Source organism: Mesorhizobium sp. M6A.T.Ce.TU.016.01.1.1, from assembly GCF_003997065.1.
Taxonomy (GTDB): Bacteria; Pseudomonadota; Alphaproteobacteria; order Rhizobiales; family Rhizobiaceae; genus Mesorhizobium; species Mesorhizobium mediterraneum.
The window spans coordinates 135,616-154,706 of sequence record NZ_RZTJ01000007.1; the positions used below are offsets into that span (position 1 = coordinate 135,616).

Here is a 19,091-nt window from a genome sequence, read left to right on the forward strand (position 1 = left end):
ATGGCAATCGAGATCGCCATCGAGACGCCGCTGCAGGACGATGTGCGCGGGCTGGTTAAGGAGCTCAACGCCACGCTGCTGGAATTGACGCCGCCGGAGCACTGCTACCACATGACCGTCGAACAGACGGCCGACAACGACACGACTGTCTTCATCGCCCGTGACAACGGCCTTGCCATCGGCTGCGGCGCGCTCAAGCGCCACGATGGCACCATCGGCGAGGTCAAGCGCATGTACACGCGGCCGTCGCATCGTGGACAGAAGATCGGCGCCAGGATCGTCGAGCGGGTCGAGGCGTTGGCGCGCAATGAAGGGCTGAAGCGTCTGGTGCTGGAAACGGGCGACCGCCATCCGGCTGCGTGGACCCTTTATGAACGCGCCGGATTCTCGCGCTGCGGCCCGGTGCTGGACTATCCCGATACCGAGTGGTCGGTGTTTTACGAAAAGAGCCTTGCCTGATGAGCGACCTGACGCAACTCACGATTTCGCAGGCCCGCGCCAAGCTGCGCGCCAAGGAAATCACCGCAACCGAGATCACCGAAGCCTATCTCCAGGCGATCGAGCGGGCCAATCCGGCGCTCAACGCCTATGTCGTCGTCACCGACGACAAGGCGCGCGACATGGCCAGGGCCTCGGACGCCAAGCTGGCGAAGGGCGAGGGCGGGTCGCTCGAAGGCATTCCGCTCGGGATCAAGGACCTGTTCGGCACCGAAGGCATTCACACCCAGGCCTGCAGCCATGTGCTGGATGGGTTCAAGCCGCACTACGAATCGACCGTCACCGCCAATCTGTGGGCCGACGGCGCCGTGATGCTCGGCAAGCTCAACATGGACGAGTTCGCCATGGGCTCGTCCAACGAGACCTCCTATTACGGCCCCGTGGTCAATCCGTGGCGGCGTTCGCGGCTCGATACGGTGGTGATGCCGACCACGCATCAGGGCGATGGCGGTTTCGTCTCGGCCGGCGGCACCAGGACCGCGCGCACGCTGGACAACGCCCAGCTGGTGCCGGGCGGTTCGTCAGGCGGCTCGGCCTCGGCTGTCTCCGCGTTTCTATGTGCCGGCGCCACGGCCACCGACACCGGCGGCTCGATCCGCCAGCCCGCCGCCTTCACCGGCACGGTCGGCATCAAGCCGACCTACGGCCGCTGCTCGCGCTGGGGCATCGTCGCCTTCGCTTCGTCGCTCGACCAGGCCGGACCGATCGCCCGCGATGTGCGTGATGCCGCGATCCTCTTGAAATCCATGGCCTCGGTCGATCCGAAGGACACCACCTCGGTCGACCGGCCGGTGCCGGATTACGAGGCGGCGATCGGCAAGCCGATCAAGGGCATGAAGATCGGCATCCCCAGGGAATACCGCGTCGACGGCATGCCCGAGGAGATCGAGGCGCTGTGGCAGAAGGGTATTGCCTGGCTGAAAGATGCCGGCGCCGAGATCGTCGACATTTCGCTCCCGCATACGAAATATGCGCTGCCGGCCTATTACATCGTTGCGCCTGCCGAAGCCTCGTCGAACCTCGCCCGCTATGACGGCGTCCGCTACGGGTTGCGGGTGCCGGGCAAGGACATCGTCGACATGTACGAGAGGACCCGCGCCGCCGGCTTCGGCCGCGAGGTCAAGCGCCGCATCATGATCGGCACTTATGTGCTCTCCGCCGGCTACTACGATGCCTACTATCTGCAGGCGCAGAAGGTGCGGAACCTCATCAAGCGGGATTTCGAAAATGCATTCGCGGCGGGCGTCGACGTCATCCTGACGCCGGCGACGCCGTCGGCGGCTTTTGGCATCGCCGACGAGGACATGGCCGCCGACCCAGTCAAAATGTACCTCAATGACATCTTTACGGTGACGGTGAACATGGCCGGACTGCCGGGTATCGCCGTGCCCGCAGGGCTTGACGCCAAGGGCCTGCCGCTCGGCCTGCAGCTCATCGGCCGGCCCTTCGATGAGGAAACCTTGTTCCAGACCGCCCACGTCATCGAACAGGCGGCGGGTACGTTCCAGCCGGAAAAGTGGTGGTAGTGTCGTCCCTTAGGCATCGCATTTGAATGATGCGGGGCGCTTTGGTCCTGGTTTATGCATGTTGTTACTCTAAAAGCGCCACGTGCTTATGGAGCGGTATGCATTAGAGCGACGTGCGTCCACTTGGACGCACAAAGTACGCTCTAGCACGTTGAATCTGCGCATCGTGCTTTCCGAGAATCGATTCCGATTTGGGCCGATGTGGGGGTGAGGGATGTTCTTCTATCTTTCCAAATTGCTCTGGTTCTTTGTCCAGCCGTTGAATTTTGCAATCTTCCTGTTGCTGGCGGGGCTGGTGGCGGCGATGTTCGGACGGCGGCGATGGGCGACCGCCGGCACCGTCCTTGCCGTTCTCATTCTTGCGCTTTCGACATGGACGGAGCTCGGCGCAATAATGATCAGTCCGCTGGAAGATCGCTTCCCCAAGCCGCCGCTGCCGGAAAAGGTTGATGGTATCATTGTGCTGGGCGGCGGTCTGGAGAGCCCCATCAATGCCGTGCGTGGCGGCTATGAAATCAATGGCGCTGGCGACCGGATCGTCGAGGCGGCCGTACTGGCACGGCGTTTTCCGACTGCGAAAATCGTCATCTCCGGCGGCACCGTTGAGATGATGACCGCAGGTGAGGGCGATGCGGACACAGGCCCGCGCCTGCTCACTGCGCTTGGCGTGACGGCCGATCGGCTGGTCCTAGAGAACAAATCCCGCAACACCTACGAGAACGCAATCTTCACCAGGGAATTGGTGACGCCGAAACCGGGCGAGACCTGGCTGCTGGTGACCTCGGCCTTCCACATGCCGCGGGCCACGGCGCTGTTCGACAAAGCAGGTTTTCCGACCGTTGCGTGGCCGGTCGACTACATGACCTCCGGTAAGGAAAACATAGCCACGCTTCCCCCTTACAACGGGTTGGAGGTCACCACCACGGCGGTCCGTGAATGGATAGGGCTCGTCACCTATTGGCTGTCGGGCCGCATCGATCGGCTTTTCCCCGGACCTGGTGTCGGTTCGGGCGGCTGACCGATCACGGCTTGCCGCGCCGCTGAGAAGAACTGGCGACGTACCAGAACCGCCAGCAACAACAGCGTCGACAGCACGAACACACTTGGATCGACGAACCAGCCGAGATAGCCGATCGAGAAGAACACACCGCGCATGCCGGAATTGAAGTGTTTTCCGGCCAGCATGTTCATGCGCGCCGCCCGCCATACCGCCGTCTCGCTGATCGGGTTGCGTGAGGCTTCGCCATGCGGGATCGGCACCGCGCCGATCAGAATCGAGCAGTAGTTGAACAGCCGGTAGGCCCAGCCGAACTTGAAGAAGGAATAGGCCAGGATCAGCACCAATCCGAACACCTTCATCTGAAAGGCGGAGCGGGATGATGTCGCGCCGAGCGGCAGGTTGCTCAGCACCGAAACAACCTGATCGGAGGCACCGAGCAGGGCGAAACAGCCGCCGATCGCAATCAGCGAGCTGGAGGCGAAAAAGGCGGTTCCCTGTTGAAGACCTGCCATGATGGCGGTGTCGACAATGCGAATCTCGCGTTCGGCCATGGTCCGCATCCAGGCTTCACGCTGCACGTTCATCGCCGTCGTCAGCGACATGCGGCTGACCAGCTTTCCGTCGGAGGCGAGCGTATGCAGCACCCATACGAAAAGGAAGAAGGCCAGCGCCACGAGGTCTGCCGTCGACAAATGGAAGGAATCGCCCATGCGACCCTTTTACCACAAGCGGTGGTGCCGCTTCGATGGCGGAGCGCAACGATGTCGCTGCCGGAGCAAACAAGGTCGGCAGGTGCAGCGCCGCGATCTTCGAAAGAGCGGAAACATCACAGGAATTCCTATATGTAAATTCCAATAGGAGAGAGCGGCGCGTGTTCCTTTCGGTTTTCGACCTGTTCAAGATCGGTATTGGACCATCGAGTTCGCACACGATGGGACCGATGACGGCTGCGCGGCGTTTCCTCGACGAGATCGCGGGAGATGACTGGCCGCGCCCGGCCGGCGCCCGGGTCGACCGCATCGCCGCCAGCCTGCACGGCTCGCTCGCCTATACCGGCATCGGCCATGGTTCCGACCGTGCCGTTGTGCTCGGCCTTGCCGGCCAGACGCCCCAGACGGTGGACCCCGATCAGGCGGATGGAATCGTCGCCAGCATCGCTGCCGAGAAGCGGATTTCACCGCCCGGCCATCCCTCCTACCGCTTCGACCCGGCAACGGATCTGGTGCTGGATCGCAAGACGCCGCTTTCCGGCCATGCCAACGGCATGGCTTTCTCCGCCTATGATGCCGACGACCGGCTGCTGCTCAAGCGTATCTATTATTCGATCGGCGGCGGCTTCGTGGTTTCGGAGGAGGAGCTGCAGCGTATGAAGGCGAAGGGCTCGGTGACGACGGAAGGCAAGAAGGTTCCATACCCCTTCAAGAATGCCGTCGAGATGCTGTCGATGGCTGCGAAAAGCGGCCTTTCCATCGCCGACATGAAGCGCGTCAACGAAGAGACGCAGATGTCGCGCGAGGAGCTCGACGCCGGTCTTGACGGCATCTGGAGCGCCATGAAGAGCTGCATCGAACGCGGCCTGTCGCAGGACGGCATCATGCCGGGCGGACTGAAGGTGCGCCGACGCGCGCGGCAATTGCATGACAAGCTGCAAGAGCAGTGGCGGCAGAACCGGCCCAACCCGCTGCTCGCGAATGACTGGCTGTCGATCTATGCCATGGCGGTGAACGAGGAGAACGCCGCCGGCGGGCGCGTCGTCACCGCGCCGACCAATGGTGCTGCAGGCACGCTGCCCGCGGTGCTGCGCTACTGGCTGCATTTCCATCCCGAGGCCGACCAACCAAGTATCCGCGATTTCCTGCTGACCGCGGCGGCGATCGGCGGCATCATCAAGACCAACGCTTCGATCTCAGGCGCCGAAGTCGGCTGCCAGGGCGAGGTCGGTTCGGCCTCGGCGATGGCGGCGGCGGGGCTGTGCGCCGTCATGGGCGGCACGCCGGAGCAGGTCGAGAACGCCGCCGAGATCGCGCTCGAACATCATCTCGGCATGACCTGCGATCCGGTTGGCGGACTGGTGCAGGTGCCTTGCATCGAGCGCAATGCGCTCGGTGCCGTCAAGGCGGTGACTGCCGCGTCGCTGGCCATCAAGGGCGACGGCGTTCATTTCGTGCCGCTTGATGCCGCGATCGAGACCATGCGCCAGACCGGCCTCGACATGAACGAGAAATACAAGGAAACCAGCCTCGGCGGACTGGCCGTCAATATCGTGGAGTGCTGAGCCAACCTTGCACCGTGGATTGGCACTGTGGAGAAAGTCGACCAGGCCGTTGACGCCTTCGCGCGCAGGACTAAACCTTAATCCATGTCTCTCAATATCATAAAGCTCTGTGTCGGCTGCGACAGCGTCGAAGATCTCGAAGAGTGGATCGCCTTCCGCCTCGACGAACGGCGGCGCGCCGGCGAGCCGGCCGAGCATTACCACACCACACGCATGATGCCGACGCGCGGCGCCGAGGTCACCGATGGCGGTTCCCTCTACTGGGTGATCAAGGGCAATGTGCAGTGCCGCCAGTTGATCACCGAAATCCGCCCTTTCACCGATGATGACGGCATTGGCCGCTGTCACCTGATGCTCGATCCTGTGGTCGTGCGCACCGACTGGCAGCCGCGCCGGGCCTTTCAAGGCTGGCGCTACCTGAAACCGTCGGACGCACCGGCCGATCTCGGTAAGGGCAAAGCGGGGCTGGTCGAGATGCCGCCGAAACTCAGGCGCGAGCTTGCCGATCTCGGCCTTCTCTAGGAAGGCCCAAATTCAAAGCTGCCGCTGGCCCTCCAGGTCGCCTCATCTGGGCTTGCAAGCTGTGCGACAACGCCACATCTTGAATGTCATGAGCGACAAGAAGCAGCCCGTGCCCGCCAAGGCCAATCCTGCGCCGGTCGAGCCCCAATCGAGCACCGGCGAGATCGACGCCTTTATCCGTCAGGCAAAAACGCTCGCAGCATCCGCGACCGGTTCTGGCAGGCTCATTCTGTCACTCGACGCGACGATGAGCCGTCAGCCGACCTGGGATCTCGCCTGTGCGCTGCAGGGCGAGATGTTCGACGCGGTCGGCAAGGCCGGAGCGCTCAAGGTTCAACTGGTCTATTTTCGGGGCCTTGGCGAGTGCCGCTCATCCGCATTCGTCAGCGATACGGAGGCGCTGAAACAGTTGATGACGAGGATCGATTGCCGCAGCGGACACACCCAGATCGGCAAGGTCCTCGCCCATACGCTGAAACAGACTGCTGCGGCCAAGGTCAACGCGTTGGTCTATATCGGCGATGCGATGGAAGAAAATATAGACGATCTGGCGGAAAAGGCCGGCAGCCTGGGCCTGCACGGCGTTCCTGTCTTCGTCTTTCAGGAGGGCCATGATTCCGGCGCAGAAAAGGCGTTCAAGGAAATTGCGCGGCTGTCCAAAGGAGCTTGGTTCCGATTTGATCGACGGGCTGGCGCAACCTTGGCCAGCCTGCTCTCGGCGGTCGCCGTGTTTGCGACCGGCGGGCTGAAGGCACTGGAGGCCAGGGGCAGGGCGGAAGACCGGCTGATGATCGAGCATCTGCGGGGCGGCAGGAAATGATGGGCGCGATTATCGCATTCGTGGCGTTGCTTTTGGTGCTGCTCGGCGTGGTCACGGTCTTTCTCCGCGCCGACCCTGCCAAACTCGCCAGCGGAATGAGGACGCTTGGGCCCGTCCTGTTGGCGCTGATCGGCGTCGCCGTGCTCCTGGTCGGACGCGAAGGCATCGGCGGCTTGATCCTGTCGGCGGCGCTCGCCTGGTATGGCTCCATGCGGATGAAGCGGCCGACGGCGAAACTGGAGCCGGGCAAGCATTCGACGGTGCGTACCGCGGCACTTGAGATGGAGCTTGATCACGATACCGGCAGTCTGGAGGGGCTGGTGCTTGCCGGCCGGCATGAAGGCAAGATGCTCGGCACCATGAGCCTTGCGGAATTGCAGCAGCTTTATCGCGAACTCGCCGGCGACCCGGAGAGCCGCCAGCTGCTAGAGACGTATCTTGACGGCAGATTTCCCATCTGGCGCAAAGACGCTGAGGCGAATGGTGGCGAAGGGCTGGGTGTTTCGCCAGGTTCGGGCGCCATGACTAAGGAGGAGGCCTACAAGATCCTTGGTCTTGAAGCGGGGGCCGCCGCGGCGGATGTCCGCAAGGCGCACCGCCGCCTGATGCAGCGCCTGCACCCCGATATCGGCGGCACGTCTTTTCTGGCGGCGCGGATCAATGAAGCCAAGGACGTCTTGCTCTCCAATCACAACTAGTTCTCCTTCGACGCAGAATTTTTCCGGGAGATGTTTTCGACGTCGTCTACTGCTGGACGGCGTAGCACTCGATTTTCTTTTTCTTCAGGGCGTTGCAGGCTTTCCAGGCGGCAGTCTTTGAACCAAAGCCGAACCGGGCGCGGTAGTAGGTGACGCCGTCCTTTTCGAAGGCGACGGTGAAACCTGTGGCATCGGCGAGGATCGAAGGCGCCTGCTTGCTAGTCTCGTCCAGGAGAGCCTGAGCTTCGGACTGTTTTGGCGAAGAGGCGACCTGGACTGCCCAGCCGGACGGCACCGATGCCGTGTTGACGGGGTCGACCGCCGCGGGTTCGGCGTAGGCTGCTGCGACCCGTGCGGTCGCCACATCGTCCGCCGTGGCCACGGCCACTGTCTTGACCTTCCTGGTCTCAACGACGGGGGTGGTTTCTTCGACGACCGGCTCGCTTTCCTCAACAAGGGAGGCAATGACGTCGTCGTCCGGCCTGCTGTCCGGCGTCGGCGCATCGCGCTTGGGCAGGAACACTTTTGCCAGCGCGGTGATCGGATTGCCGCCGCCTGCCTTGGCGATCAGCATGCCGCTGCCGCGCGACGACGCCTTCGGCATGTAGGTGTTGATCAATTCGGCCATCTGGTTGTCGCGGCTGCCGCCGGATTTCCCGCCTATGACAACTGCTACGATGCGGCGATCGCCGTCGTCGACCGAGGAGACGAGATTGTAGCCGGAGGCGCGGGTGTAACCCGTCTTGATGCCGTCGACCCCCTTGATGCGCCCAAGCAGGCGGTTATGGCCGTTGATGCGCTTGCGGCCGTAGAGAAATGAACGTTGTGAGAAATAGCCGTAGTATTGGGGAAAATGCTCCCGTAGCGCGATGCCGAGCACCGCCATGTCGCGCGCGGTCGTGAACTGACCGGGATTTGGCAAGCCGTGGGCGTTGCGGAAAACGGTCCCCTTCATGCCCAGTGCACGCGCCTTGGCTGTCATCATGTGGGCGAAATTGGCTTCGTTGCCGCCGAGAAGCTCGCCGAGCGCCGTTGCCGAGTCGTTTGCCGACTTGGTCACCATCGACAGGATCGCGGTCTCGACCGTGATCGCGCCGCCCGGTCTGACGCCGAGTTTCGTCGGCGGTTCGGCAGCAGCATTGGCCGAGAAGACGACCCGGGAGTTCTTGCTGATCTTGCCCTTCGCCATGGCCTCGAAGGCCATGTAAAGCGTCATCATCTTGGTGAGCGAGGCGGGATAGCGCCGACCATCCGCATTCGAAGAATAAAGCACCTTGCCGGTCTTGGCGTCGATGACGATGGCCGCCGACCTCGCCGCCATGGACGAAGCAGCGTCGGCGACGACGAATGTCATCGCCAAAGCGAGGATCATGATCGTTTTCAAAGAGGATTTGGAGAGAATGCCCGACAACGCCTGACGCACCGATGGTTCCTTTGGATTTTTTGTTGCCCTGGAGGCGGCAAAGGTTCCTGCCTCACTTCCAGCCAAGCTATCGCGGTCAGCGTTACCAATCCGTTTATGGTAACCGCCACGTTCACCATTTTCTTCGGGTTTGAGCTTCTCTTTATTCGAATTTTAGCCACCGCTAGTGCCTGGGCCGGCGACCGGGTCGATGTGCCGGGCCGGCGTGCTGGCGTCGCACTCGGCGAACATTGACTTTTTGTGCATTGCACAATATATTGCTTGCATTGCACAACGCGGCCCGGACAGGGCGCGTCCGCCGTTCAAGGGCAACCGTCAAGGGAGCGTGAAATGACCCAGACCTATGAAGATTTCAGCAAATACGGCAAGGAGTTTGCCGACACCGGCTTGAAGAGCTTCGCATCCCTTTCCAAGGGTGCGCAGGCCATCGCCACCGAGGCGGGCGAGTACACCAAGAAGAGCTTCGAAGCCGGCAGTGCAGCAGCAGAGAAACTTTTGTCGGCCAAGTCGCTGGAGAAGGCGATCGAGATCCAGTCCGATTTTGCCAAGCAGTCCTACGAATCCTTCGTCACCGAAGCGACGAAGATCGGCGATCTCTATGCCGAGCTCGCCAAAGAAGCCTACAAGCCGTTCGAATCAATCGTCGCAAAAGCGAAGTAATCTCGCTATAAAATGTGAAGATGGCCCTCGGGCCTGCAAGACAGACCCGGTCGCGAACGCGCGGCCGGGTTTTTTCGTGGCAATTTGAAATTAGGGGCTCTGCCGCCTTCACGATTTCGAAAATCGGCCAAGTTTGGCCACCTAGCCATATTGTCAGCTAAACAGAAGGGCTTAAAATCGTCCATCGAACACCTACATGTCGAACTCGCTTGGGGATTCGAAAAAGGCAGGACTACGTGACTACAGGTTTGACTGCCACAGGAGATGTGGTGCGTATGCAAAACGGCAGCGACGGCAACGAGGCCGGTCGCGGCACGGCTGTTATCACGCGCACTAAAACCAAGACCAAGAAGCCTAGCCTTTATCGGGTCCTCATTCTCAACGACGACTACACACCCATGGAATTCGTGGTTCACGTGCTAGAGCGTTTTTTCCAGAAGGACCGTGAAGCCGCCACACGCATCATGCTACATGTTCACAATCATGGAGTTGGCGAGTGCGGGGTCTATACATTCGAGGTGGCCGAGACCAAAGTGTCTCAGGTCATGGATTTCGCCCGACAGAATCAGCATCCGCTGCAATGCGTGATGGAGAAGAAGTGAGGTAACATGCCGGCTTTCTCCCAAGGCCTGGAAAAGGCGCTTCACCAGGCGCTGACGCTCGCCAACGAGCGGCACCACGAATACGCAACCCTTGAACATTTGCTGCTCGCCCTCATCGATGATACCGAGGCGGCCGCGGTCATGCGCGCCTGCAACGTCGATCTCGACGAGCTGAAGCATACGGTTCTCACCTATATCGACACCGAGCTCGACAATCTCGTCACCGGATACGACGAGGATTCCAAGCCGACGGCCGGTTTCCAGCGCGTCATCCAGCGCGCGGTGATCCATGTTCAGTCGTCCGGCCGCGAGGAAGTGTCTGGCGCGAACGTGCTCGTTGCCATCTTCGCCGAGCGTGAGAGCCATGCCGCCTATTTCCTGCAGGAACAGCAGATGACCCGCTATGACGCGGTCAACTACATCTCGCACGGCATCGCCAAGCGCCCCGGCGCATCCGAGACGCGGTCGCCGCGCGGTGCCGATGACGAGCAGGGCGGTCAGAACGGCGCCGAGCCGCAGGAGGAAGGCGGCAAGAAAAAGCAGCAGCAGGACGCGCTTACCGCCTATTGCGTCAACCTGAACAACAAGGCCAAGGCCGGCAAGATCGATCCGCTGATCGGCCGCGAGTCCGAGATCAACCGCACCATCCAGGTGCTGTGCCGCCGCTCCAAGAACAATCCGCTCTACGTCGGCGACCCCGGCGTCGGCAAGACGGCGATCGCCGAAGGCCTTGCCAAACGCATCGTTGAGGGCGACGTGCCGGAAGTGCTGCACAACGCCACCATCTTCGCGCTCGACATGGGAACATTGCTGGCCGGCACGCGCTATCGCGGCGATTTCGAGGAGCGGCTGAAGCAGGTCGTCAAGGAACTCGAGGATTATCCGGGCGCGGTCCTGTTCATCGATGAGATCCACACGGTGATCGGGGCAGGGGCGACGTCAGGTGGCGCCATGGATGCGTCGAATCTGTTGAAGCCGGCGCTGTCGTCCGGCGCGATCCGCTGCATCGGCTCGACCACCTACAAGGAATTCCGCCAGTTCTTCGAGAAGGATCGCGCCCTGGTGCGGCGCTTCCAGAAGATCGACGTCAACGAGCCGACCATCGAGGACGCCATCGAGATCATGAAGGGCCTGAAGCCGTATTTCGAGGAGTTCCACAAGGTTCGCTATACGGCTGAGGCGATCAAGGCTTCGGTCGAATTGTCGGCGCGCTACATCAACGACCGCAAGCTGCCGGACAAGGCGATCGACGTGATCGACGAGACCGGCGCCTCGCAAATGCTGGTGCCAGAGGCCAAGCGCAAGAAGACCATCGGCATCAAGGAGATCGAAGCGACGATCGCCACTATCGCCCGCATTCCGCCGAAGACGGTTTCCGCCGACGACGAGAAGGTGCTGGCCGGTCTCGATGTTGAGCTGAAGCGCGTCGTCTACGGTCAGGATACCGCGATCACGGCGTTGACCTCGGCGATCAAGCTGGCCCGGGCGGGCCTGCGCGAGCCGGAGAAGCCGATCGGCTCCTATCTGTTCTCGGGACCGACCGGCGTCGGCAAGACCGAAGTGGCAAAGCAGCTCGCCGCTTCGCTCGGTGTCGAGCTGATCCGCTTCGACATGTCAGAATATATGGAACGCCACACCGTCTCGCGGCTGATCGGCGCGCCTCCCGGCTATGTCGGCTTCGACCAGGGCGGCCTGTTGACCGACGGCGTCGACCAGCATCCGCATTGCGTGCTGTTGCTGGATGAGGTCGAGAAGGCGCATCCGGACCTGTTCAACATCCTGTTGCAGGTCATGGACCATGGCAAGCTGACCGACCACAACGGCAAGCAGATCGACTTCCGCAATGTCATCTTGATCATGACCACCAATGCGGGCGCCTCGGATGCGCAGCGCGCGGCGATCGGTTTCGGCTCGACCAAGCGCGAAGGCGACGACGTCGAGGCGATCAACCGGCTGTTCACGCCGGAATTCCGCAACCGTCTCGATGCGATCATCCCATTCGGCTCGCTGCCGGTTCCGGTCATCCACCAGGTGGTGCAGAAGTTCGTCATGCAGCTTGAGGCCCAGCTTTCCGAGCGTGGCGTCACCTTCGACCTGTCGCAGGAGGCGATCGCCTGGCTGGCCGAGAAGGGCTATGATGAGCGCATGGGAGCACGGCCGCTCGGCCGCGTCATCCAGGAGCACATCAAGAAGCCGCTGGCGGACGAGGTGCTGTTCGGCAAGCTCAAGAAGGGCGGCACGGTGCGTGTCACCGTCGAGAAGAAGGAGACCGGCGAGACCGGCCTGAAGCTCGAGTCGCTCGCCGACGAGGCGCCGGTCAAGCCGAAGAAGGAAGAACCGGACGACACGCCGAAGCCCAAGAAGGCTGCCGCCAAGAAGCCCGTCGCGAAAAAGGCGATAGCGCAGAAGGCGGGGCCTAAGAGCAAGGATGGCAGTAAGCGCAGCCTGGTGCCGCAACTGCCCCGCAAGGCGTGATGGCCCTGAAAGCTGAAAAAAGCCCCGGAACGGGGCTTTTTTGTTGGATAAAGAGTGGCCGAAGGCGTTGTGCGCGCCGCTCGGCTTCAGCTTCCCAGCGCGGTTCGTATCTTGCCAGCATTCTCAGCCAGCACTTCCGGCTTCTCCATCTGCCCGCTATGCGGCTTCAAAGGGGTGCCCTCGAAGCGTGGAATGACATGGACATGGAGGTGAAAGACGGTCTGGCCTGAAGCAGGCTCGTTGAACTGCATGATGGTGACGCCATCGGCATCGAAGGCCTTTTTCACTGCCCGCGCAACTTTCTGGACATTTGCGAAGAGCGGGCCGAACACTGCCGGGTCCGCGTCAAGCAGGTTGCGCGACTGCGCCTTCGGCACAACCAGTGTATGACCCGGCCCCTGCGGCATTACATCCATGAAGGCGACAACTGCGTCATCTTCATAGACGCGATGCGACGGAATTTCACCGAGCAGGATTTTCGCGAAGATATTGTTGCTGTCGTAGGTGGGGTCGGCCATGGCGTGCGCTCCCGATTGTGCCTTGCTCTACCGCATCGACCCGAAAATCGGAATCGACTTTCGGAAAGTACGATGAGGAGGTTCAAAGTGTTAGAGCGTACTTTGTGCGTCCAATTGGATGCACGTCGCTCTAATCGTCCGCCAGATCCTTGCGGAACGGAGTGTGTTCTTCGAGATAGTCGCCCATCCGCTCGACCTCGCGCCGCTCGCGTCTGAGATAGTCGGCGACCGCATTGCGCAAGCCGGGATGCGCGATGTAATGCGCCGAATGCATGGTCACCGGCCTATAGCCGCGCGCCAGCTTGTGCTCGCCTTGCGCGCCCGCCTCGACCACTTTCAGCTTACGGTCGATCGCGAAGTCGATCGCCTGATGATAACAGACCTCGAAATGCAGGAAAGGATGGTCTTCGATGCAGCCCCAGTTGCGCCCGTAGAGCGCATCGGAACCGATGAAATTGATGGCGCCGGCAATGTAGCGCCCATTGCGCTTGGCCATCACCAGCAGGATGTCGTCGGCCATGCGCTCGCCGATCATCGAGAAGAACTCGCGGCTGAGATAGGGCCGCCCCCATTTCCTGCTGCCGGTATCCATGTAGAAGGCAAAGAAGTCGTCCCAGACCCTTTCGGTCAGATCCTTGCCGGTCAGCCAGTCGATCGAGATGCCGTGAGCGAGCGCCTCGCGCCGCTCCTTCTTCAACGCCTTGCGCTTACGCGATGCCAGAGTGGCGAGAAAATCGTCGTAGGTCGAAAAACCTTCATTGAAGAAGTGGAACTGCTGGTCGGTGCGGTGCAGGAAGCCCGCCGCTTCCAATGCCCCAACATCTTTTTCCTGCGCGAAGGTCACGTGCGCGGAAGACACGCCGAGCTTTTCCGTCACCGCCTTCAGGCCTGCTGCCAAGCCGGCTTTCACTGCGCAACTGTCCTCGCCCTTGTTGGCCAGCAGGCGAGGGCCGGTGACCGGCGTGAACGGCACGGCGCATTGCAGTTTTGGATAATAGCGCCCGCCGGCGCGCTCAAACGCGTCCGACCAGCCGTGGTCGAAAACATATTCGCCCTGGCTGTGCGATTTCAGGTAGCAGGGAACGGCACCGAGCAGTTTTCCCTGCGCCGTCTCCAGCCTGAGATGATGGCCCTGCCAGCCGGTGCGCCGCACGGCGCAGCCGGAATCCTCGAGTGCACTCAGAAAAGCGAATGAAACGAGTGGGTTGTAGCCGTTTTCTGTATCGCTGCGGGTGGTGCCGCCGAGGCCATCCCATTCCGCGCAGGTAAAGGCTCCGATGCCGGAGGCAACCCGGATCGCATACTCTCCATTCGCCGTTTGCCCGTCGCCTTCATCGCCTTGATCCATTGGGCTTATTTAAGCTCCATGCCGGTCCATGCAAGCCCGGTTCAAGCGACCTGTATAAGATCGGGTTCGAATCCTTCGAACGTCATCTGATCGGCATATCTGAAGGTCAGGTCGACCGCCGGTTGGTCGAGCACGGTCCAGGTGATTACCGGCATTTTGAGCCTTTCGCGCACGAAGGAGACGAACCGGTTCGGCAGGTCGCCGGCGGCATAGGAGGTGAAGGCGATGTCATGCGCCAGCATGGCGAAATGCGCCTCGATCAGGGGTGTGTCTTTGCCATAGGCGGTCAGCCCGCCCGGAATGCCGGGCGCGTGTTTCGGGAAATCGCGGATCAGCCAATGGTCGAACGACATGATCGCCGCCTTGCCCTTGTAGCGCTTGAGCATCTTGCCGACGTTTTCCACCAGGCCTTCGTCATGTCCGGGAGCCCCTTTCAGCTCGACCACTATCGGCACGCGGCCGTCGACCAGATCGAGTGCCTGCTCCAGTGTTGGCAGATGGTCCGATGTGCCGCCGATCTTGAGTGCCGTCATCTCGGCTGCGGTGCGCTGCCAGACGAAACCCTCCCGGCCGGTCAGCCGCTTCAGATCGCCATCGTGGATGACGACCGGGATGCGATCAGACGACAGATGCACGTCGCATTCGATCGCATAGCCGCGTTCGGCTGCAGCGGCGAAGGCGGAAAGCGTGTTCTCCCAGCGCGTCTTGTTCATGTCGTGGAGGCCGCGATGGGCGACGGGTCGGGCGGTCAGCCAAGAAAGGTCGGTCATGTCTGGCTCATTCGACTTCGAAGATGGCTTCGATTTCCACTGCGGCATTAAGCGGCAGGGAGGCGGCGCCGACGGCGGAGCGGGCATGTTTGCCGTGATCGCCGAGCACTGCAACTAGAAAATCCGAGGCGCCGTTGGCAACCAGATGCTGCTCGACAAAATCCGGCGCCGAGGCGACGAAGACGGTGATCTTCACGAGGCGGCGGATTTTCTCAAGATCGCCAAGTGCTGCCTTGGCCTGCGCCAATATGTTGATCGCGCAGTATTTTGCTGCTTCCTTGCCGGTTGCAGTGTCTACGTCGTGGCCGAGCAGTCCGCTCGCCTGCAGCTTGCCATCCTTGAGCGGCAGCTGTCCGGCGGTGAACAGCAGATTGCCTGACCTGGAATAGGGCACGTAGTTGGCGGCGGGCGCGGCGGCGATCGGAAGCGTCACGCCTAGATCGCTTAGCCGCTTTTCGATTGTTTCATTCATGGTATTTCCCTATTGCTTGATGACGTCGCGCAGGTCGGGCCGAAATTGCTATTTTTGCCTCGCTTCCGCCACGACTTTTTTTAAGCTGGACCATCTTTCCCTGCGGCCTGCCATCAGGCGCGATGATCGGAGCCCCTCATGCGCGCAACACGCCTCGCATTCCATGCAGTCCTGCTGCCAGCGGTGTTCTCGATGGCGCCGGCTTTTGCCGTACCGGCACTGCAGGCGCATCGCGCGGTTTACGATCTGAGCCTGGACAAGGCTTCCGATCGCTCGGGCATCACCGGCATTTCCGGCCGCATGGTCTATGAGTTCAACGGCTCGCCTTGCGAAGGATACACGGTGAAGTTCCGTTTCGTCACCCAGATCGCCACCAATGACAATACAACAAAGCTGACCGACCAGCAGACGACCACTTTCGAGGACGCCGAAGGCAAGACCTTCTCGTTCGTGACAAAATCCTTCGTCGACCAGAACCTCGACAAGGAGGTCAAGGGCACGGCGACGAAGGAGACGAAGGGCCTCAAGGTCGACATCGACAAACCGGAGAAGAACAGCCTCGAACTGGCCGCCACCCAGTTTCCGACCCAGCATCTGGTCGAACTGATCGACAAGGCCGAAAAGGGCGAAAATTTCTACGAAACCAACCTGTTCGACGGCTCGGAAGATGCAGACAAGGTGATGACCACCACCGTTGTCGTCGGCAAGAAAGCCGAAGCCGACAAGACCGATCCGGAAGCGCCGGCACTGGCGAAACTCGCCGCCGACAAATACTGGCCAGTCGACATCGCCTATTTCGACGGCACCGACAAGACAGGCGAGGAGGTGCCGGAGTACCGGATCAGCTTCAAGCTGCATGAGAACGGCATCACGCGCGACCTCGTCATGGACTACGGCGAGTTCTCGATGACCGGCAAGCTGGTCAATTTGTCGTTGTTCGATCAGTCGAAGGCCTGTCCGCCGAAATAAGGCTTCAGGTCAACCACGCCGCAAGGCGGCGACGAATGACTTGAACACGCCGCATTTGCGTCTCAACCTCTACGCCGACGGGTCGATCGGGGGGTGGGTTGAGCAGAATCGATGTGTTCGTGGCGCCGAGGCCTAATCCGGCGCTGATCAGGATCATGACCGTCGTCAACCGGGTTGTCATGCTGCACGGCATTCCCGGGTTTCGCGATCTGTTGCCGTTCAACCGCCTGGCCGGATTGCGCGGCGTCGCCAATGTTCGCCATATCGACTTTCCCGACGACGACCGGCAGCGGCTGAAGGCCTGTTGCGGCGCAGGCAAGGCAACGTTCGTCACGCCCAACCATCCGGAATTCTTTACCGACTGGATGATCGACAAGGAGATCGTCTCGCAGGTCAGTCCACTCGCGGCATCCTGGGCCACGCATGGCGTCGTCAACGGCCTCGGCCGGATCATGCAGAAATTCTGGCTGGCCAACAATCTGATCGCCCAGATTCCCGGCAACAGCGGGGCTGCCAAGGAACACTCGATCGCCTGGGCGCTGAAAGGGCATGGTGTGCTCTTGCATCCCGAAGGCGGCGTCGGCTGGCATGCCAATGTCGTCGGTCCGCTTCTTCCAGGCGCTGTCGAGATGGGGTTCGAAGCGCTCAAGCGCGGTCGCTCCACGGATCAGGATTCCAAGGTTTGGATCGCGCCGGTTGTCTGGAAGCTCGCCTTCACCAAAAATGTCGAGCCGGCGCTGGCGCAGGAATGCGCCTATGTCGAGAAAAGCCTGAAGATCGAACGCCGTGCCGCCGATACGCTGCCGGAGCGCGTCCACCATATCTATGCGGCGCTGCTGTCACGCGATGAGATTGCCTGTGGCATGGTGCCCGACGAACGGGCTTCGTATGCCGCGCGTCAGAAGCAACTGCTGCTCGAATTGAGCCGGCGCCTGGGGGAGGGTATTTCGGCCGATCCCGGCGCCAACGAGATCGCCGAGCTTTTGCGCAGGTCGCGCCGCTGGCTGCGGGAAGACACCGGCGACACCGAACGGCAAAAACAGGTCCGAGCGCTGGCGGACACGATCCAGCGTCTCCAACGCGTCGGACCGTGGGCCTCAGCCAACCCGCGCATCACGCAGGAGGAGATCGCGGAACATCTGAAGCGCATTCGCAACGACTATTGCAAGGGCACGCTGCGCGACACGATCAACCGCTTCGTGCCGCAACCGGCCGGGCCGCGCTGCGCTCATATCCGGGTGCCGGAGCCGTTGGGATTGCACGCCTTTCCGGGCTCGATCGACGCGCTTGCGGAGTTGCACGGCCGCATGCAGGAGGCCGTCACCAGGACCGTGACCGAGCTCGAAGCCGCTGGCGGCTTCATTTTCTATCCGAATCCCTTCTATCATCGCTAACATCGGATCTTGGCTCCATGTGAGCCAGCTCCGCTGGGGCGCAAGATGAAGGAGTGCGGCAAGCCTCATGGCGGTCTATGTCGACGCGGCGATCTGGAAATGGGTCGGCCACCGCTGGTGTCACCTGCTGGCCGACGACACCGACGAGCTGCACCGTTTTGCAGCACAGCTCGGCGTCAAGCGTTCGTCCTATCAGGGGCCGCCGAAGACATCGGCGCCGCATTATGACATAACCGGCTTCGAGCGCGACCGCGCGGTGCGGTTAGGCGCCATCGAATGCAGCCGCGAGGAGATCGTTGCTGTTTTCCGGCGTGTCCGCGTGCCGAAGGGGAAGATACGGCCATGACATTGACGGTATTTCTGGCTTACTGCGCCGCGATCACATTTGCCGCCGCCACGCCTGGCCCCGCGGTATTCACGGTTATCGCCAACGGCGTCTCGCGTGGGTTCGTTCGCGCTTTCCTGGCTGGTCTCGGCATCGCCGCCGGCGACGCGGTGCTGGTGACTTTGGCGCTGCTCGGTCTCGTGGCACTGGCACAGACCTTCGAATGGGTTTTTCTCATCCTGAAATATGCGGGTGCTGCCTATCTGATGTTTCTTGGCATCAGGATGTGGCGATCGGCTTCGGCGGGATCGAGCGGACTGCAGGCAACGCAGGCAAGATTGTCTCGATCGTTTTTCCTCGGCATCTCCATTGCTCTGGGCAATCCCAAGGCGATCCTGTTCCACGCCTCGATTATGCCGCTGATCCTCGATCTCAACACGATGAGCCTCGCTGAGGGGCTGCTCGTGGTTGCGGTCGTGATCGGCGTCAACATTATCACCATGGGCGTCTATGCGGTGCTTGCCGGGCAGGCTTCGAGCTGGTTCAAAACGCCGAGGCGGATGCGCTTGATGAACAGGTTTGCTGGCGGCGCCATGATCGGCACCGGTGCGCTGATCGCCGCACGCTGAGCCGCAAGACACCGCAGCGCTTGCGTTTGTCGCGCATCCCCTCTATATGCGCGCTCATTCCACACACGGACTTTGGTGTCTGCCCGGGAGAAATCCGGCTGAAACCTCCGGTGGCGTTCGAGGACAAAGTCCAGAAATGCCTGTGTCCGTGGAGGCTAACCGGAAAG

General features: G+C 61.5%; 20 protein-coding genes. 14 read left to right on the forward strand and 6 right to left on the reverse strand.

The window, feature by feature from the left end; all coding sequences use genetic code 11:
- From EOC94_RS15860 to EOC94_RS15870, 3 genes are all read left to right on the forward strand, one after another.
- Entirely contained in the window at positions 1 to 459 is a 459-nt protein-coding gene (locus EOC94_RS15860; RefSeq protein ID WP_127291663.1) for a GNAT family N-acetyltransferase, read from the forward strand.
- Entirely contained in the window at positions 459 to 2,024 is a 1,566-nt protein-coding gene (locus EOC94_RS15865; RefSeq protein WP_127205641.1) for an amidase family protein, read from the forward strand. Before EOC94_RS15860 ends, EOC94_RS15865 begins: the two co-directional genes overlap by 1 nt.
- A gap of 214 nt (positions 2,025 to 2,238) precedes the next feature.
- Positions 2,239 to 3,042: a YdcF family protein gene (locus EOC94_RS15870; protein ID WP_127291665.1), complete on the forward strand. Its 804-nt coding sequence runs from the start codon at positions 2,239 to 2,241 to the stop codon at positions 3,040 to 3,042.
- Here EOC94_RS15870 and EOC94_RS15875 read toward each other — a convergent pair.
- Complete coding sequence (locus tag EOC94_RS15875; RefSeq protein ID WP_127205639.1) at positions 2,979 to 3,734, reverse strand: DUF599 domain-containing protein; 756 nt, start codon at positions 3,732 to 3,734, stop codon at positions 2,979 to 2,981. The two genes, EOC94_RS15870 and EOC94_RS15875, sit on opposite strands and share 64 nt — an antisense overlap.
- A 161-nt stretch (positions 3,735 to 3,895) precedes the next feature.
- Here EOC94_RS15875 and EOC94_RS15880 point away from each other — a divergent pair, with 161 nt between their 5' ends.
- From EOC94_RS15880 to EOC94_RS15895, 4 genes are all read left to right on the forward strand, one after another.
- Entirely contained in the window at positions 3,896 to 5,299 is a 1,404-nt protein-coding gene (locus EOC94_RS15880; protein ID WP_095485562.1) for an L-serine ammonia-lyase, read from the forward strand.
- Positions 5,300 to 5,383: 84 nt separating this feature from the next.
- Complete coding sequence (locus EOC94_RS15885) at positions 5,384 to 5,821, forward strand: DUF1489 family protein (protein ID WP_095485269.1); 438 nt, start codon at positions 5,384 to 5,386, stop codon at positions 5,819 to 5,821.
- An 88-nt stretch (positions 5,822 to 5,909) separates the two neighbouring features.
- Entirely contained in the window at positions 5,910 to 6,641 is a 732-nt protein-coding gene (locus EOC94_RS15890) for a hypothetical protein (RefSeq protein ID WP_095485268.1), read from the forward strand.
- Positions 6,638 to 7,339, forward strand: a complete 702-nt coding sequence (locus tag EOC94_RS15895) for a DnaJ domain-containing protein (RefSeq protein WP_185928245.1) — start codon at positions 6,638 to 6,640, stop codon at positions 7,337 to 7,339. The genes EOC94_RS15890 and EOC94_RS15895 overlap by 4 nt, the downstream gene beginning before the upstream one ends.
- Before the next feature lie 46 nt (positions 7,340 to 7,385).
- On the opposite strand, the gene EOC94_RS15900 is transcribed toward EOC94_RS15895, so the two are convergent.
- Complete coding sequence (locus EOC94_RS15900; RefSeq protein ID WP_127291668.1) at positions 7,386 to 8,762, reverse strand: D-alanyl-D-alanine carboxypeptidase; 1,377 nt, start codon at positions 8,760 to 8,762, stop codon at positions 7,386 to 7,388.
- A 330-nt stretch (positions 8,763 to 9,092) separates the two neighbouring features.
- On the opposite strand from EOC94_RS15900, the gene EOC94_RS15905 reads away from it, so the two are divergent.
- From EOC94_RS15905 to clpA, 3 genes are all read left to right on the forward strand, one after another.
- The gene (locus EOC94_RS15905) at positions 9,093 to 9,422 is read left to right on the forward strand and encodes a phasin family protein (RefSeq protein WP_127203828.1); all 330 of its coding nucleotides are present in this window, start codon (positions 9,093 to 9,095) and stop codon (positions 9,420 to 9,422) included.
- A gap of 275 nt (positions 9,423 to 9,697) precedes the next feature.
- Complete coding sequence (clpS, locus tag EOC94_RS15910; RefSeq protein ID WP_036241697.1) at positions 9,698 to 10,024, forward strand: ATP-dependent Clp protease adapter ClpS; 327 nt, start codon at positions 9,698 to 9,700, stop codon at positions 10,022 to 10,024.
- A 6-nt stretch (positions 10,025 to 10,030) separates the two neighbouring features.
- Entirely contained in the window at positions 10,031 to 12,499 is a 2,469-nt protein-coding gene (gene clpA, locus EOC94_RS15915) for an ATP-dependent Clp protease ATP-binding subunit ClpA (protein ID WP_127291670.1), read from the forward strand.
- 86 nt (positions 12,500 to 12,585) lie between these two features.
- Here clpA and EOC94_RS15920 read toward each other — a convergent pair whose 3' ends face one another.
- From EOC94_RS15920 to EOC94_RS15935, 4 genes are all read right to left on the reverse strand, one after another.
- Positions 12,586 to 13,017 carry an HIT family protein gene (locus EOC94_RS15920; protein WP_126106473.1) on the reverse strand — a complete coding sequence of 144 codons (432 nt, stop codon included), beginning with the start codon at positions 13,015 to 13,017 and terminating at the stop codon, positions 12,586 to 12,588.
- A 130-nt stretch (positions 13,018 to 13,147) separates the two neighbouring features.
- On the reverse strand, positions 13,148 to 14,365 hold the full coding sequence (locus EOC94_RS15925; protein WP_126106474.1) for a GNAT family N-acetyltransferase: 1,218 nt from the start codon (positions 14,363 to 14,365) through the stop codon (positions 13,148 to 13,150).
- Between the two features lie 41 nt (positions 14,366 to 14,406).
- Positions 14,407 to 15,135 carry a glycerophosphodiester phosphodiesterase gene (locus EOC94_RS15930; RefSeq protein WP_127291673.1) on the reverse strand — a complete coding sequence of 243 codons (729 nt, stop codon included), beginning with the start codon at positions 15,133 to 15,135 and terminating at the stop codon, positions 14,407 to 14,409.
- A gap of 7 nt (positions 15,136 to 15,142) precedes the next feature.
- Entirely contained in the window at positions 15,143 to 15,607 is a 465-nt protein-coding gene (locus EOC94_RS15935) for a RidA family protein (protein ID WP_127203833.1), read from the reverse strand.
- A gap of 138 nt (positions 15,608 to 15,745) precedes the next feature.
- Between EOC94_RS15935 and EOC94_RS15940 the strand changes: the two genes are divergently transcribed.
- The 4 genes from EOC94_RS15940 (at position 15,746) to EOC94_RS15955 (ending at position 18,924) form a co-directional block, all read left to right on the forward strand.
- A complete protein-coding gene (locus EOC94_RS15940) occupies positions 15,746 to 16,576 on the forward strand; it encodes a cell envelope integrity EipB family protein (protein WP_127291676.1) in 831 nt (276 codons plus the stop codon).
- A 98-nt stretch (positions 16,577 to 16,674) separates the two neighbouring features.
- A complete protein-coding gene (locus EOC94_RS15945; RefSeq protein ID WP_127291679.1) occupies positions 16,675 to 17,970 on the forward strand; it encodes a hypothetical protein in 1,296 nt (431 codons plus the stop codon).
- Between the two features lie 67 nt (positions 17,971 to 18,037).
- On the forward strand, positions 18,038 to 18,316 hold the full coding sequence (locus tag EOC94_RS15950; RefSeq protein WP_029352779.1) for a DUF4031 domain-containing protein: 279 nt from the start codon (positions 18,038 to 18,040) through the stop codon (positions 18,314 to 18,316).
- The gene (locus EOC94_RS15955; protein ID WP_127291682.1) at positions 18,313 to 18,924 is read left to right on the forward strand and encodes a LysE family translocator; all 612 of its coding nucleotides are present in this window, start codon (positions 18,313 to 18,315) and stop codon (positions 18,922 to 18,924) included. Before EOC94_RS15950 ends, EOC94_RS15955 begins: the two co-directional genes overlap by 4 nt.
- Positions 18,925 to 19,091: the final 167 nt, after the last annotated feature.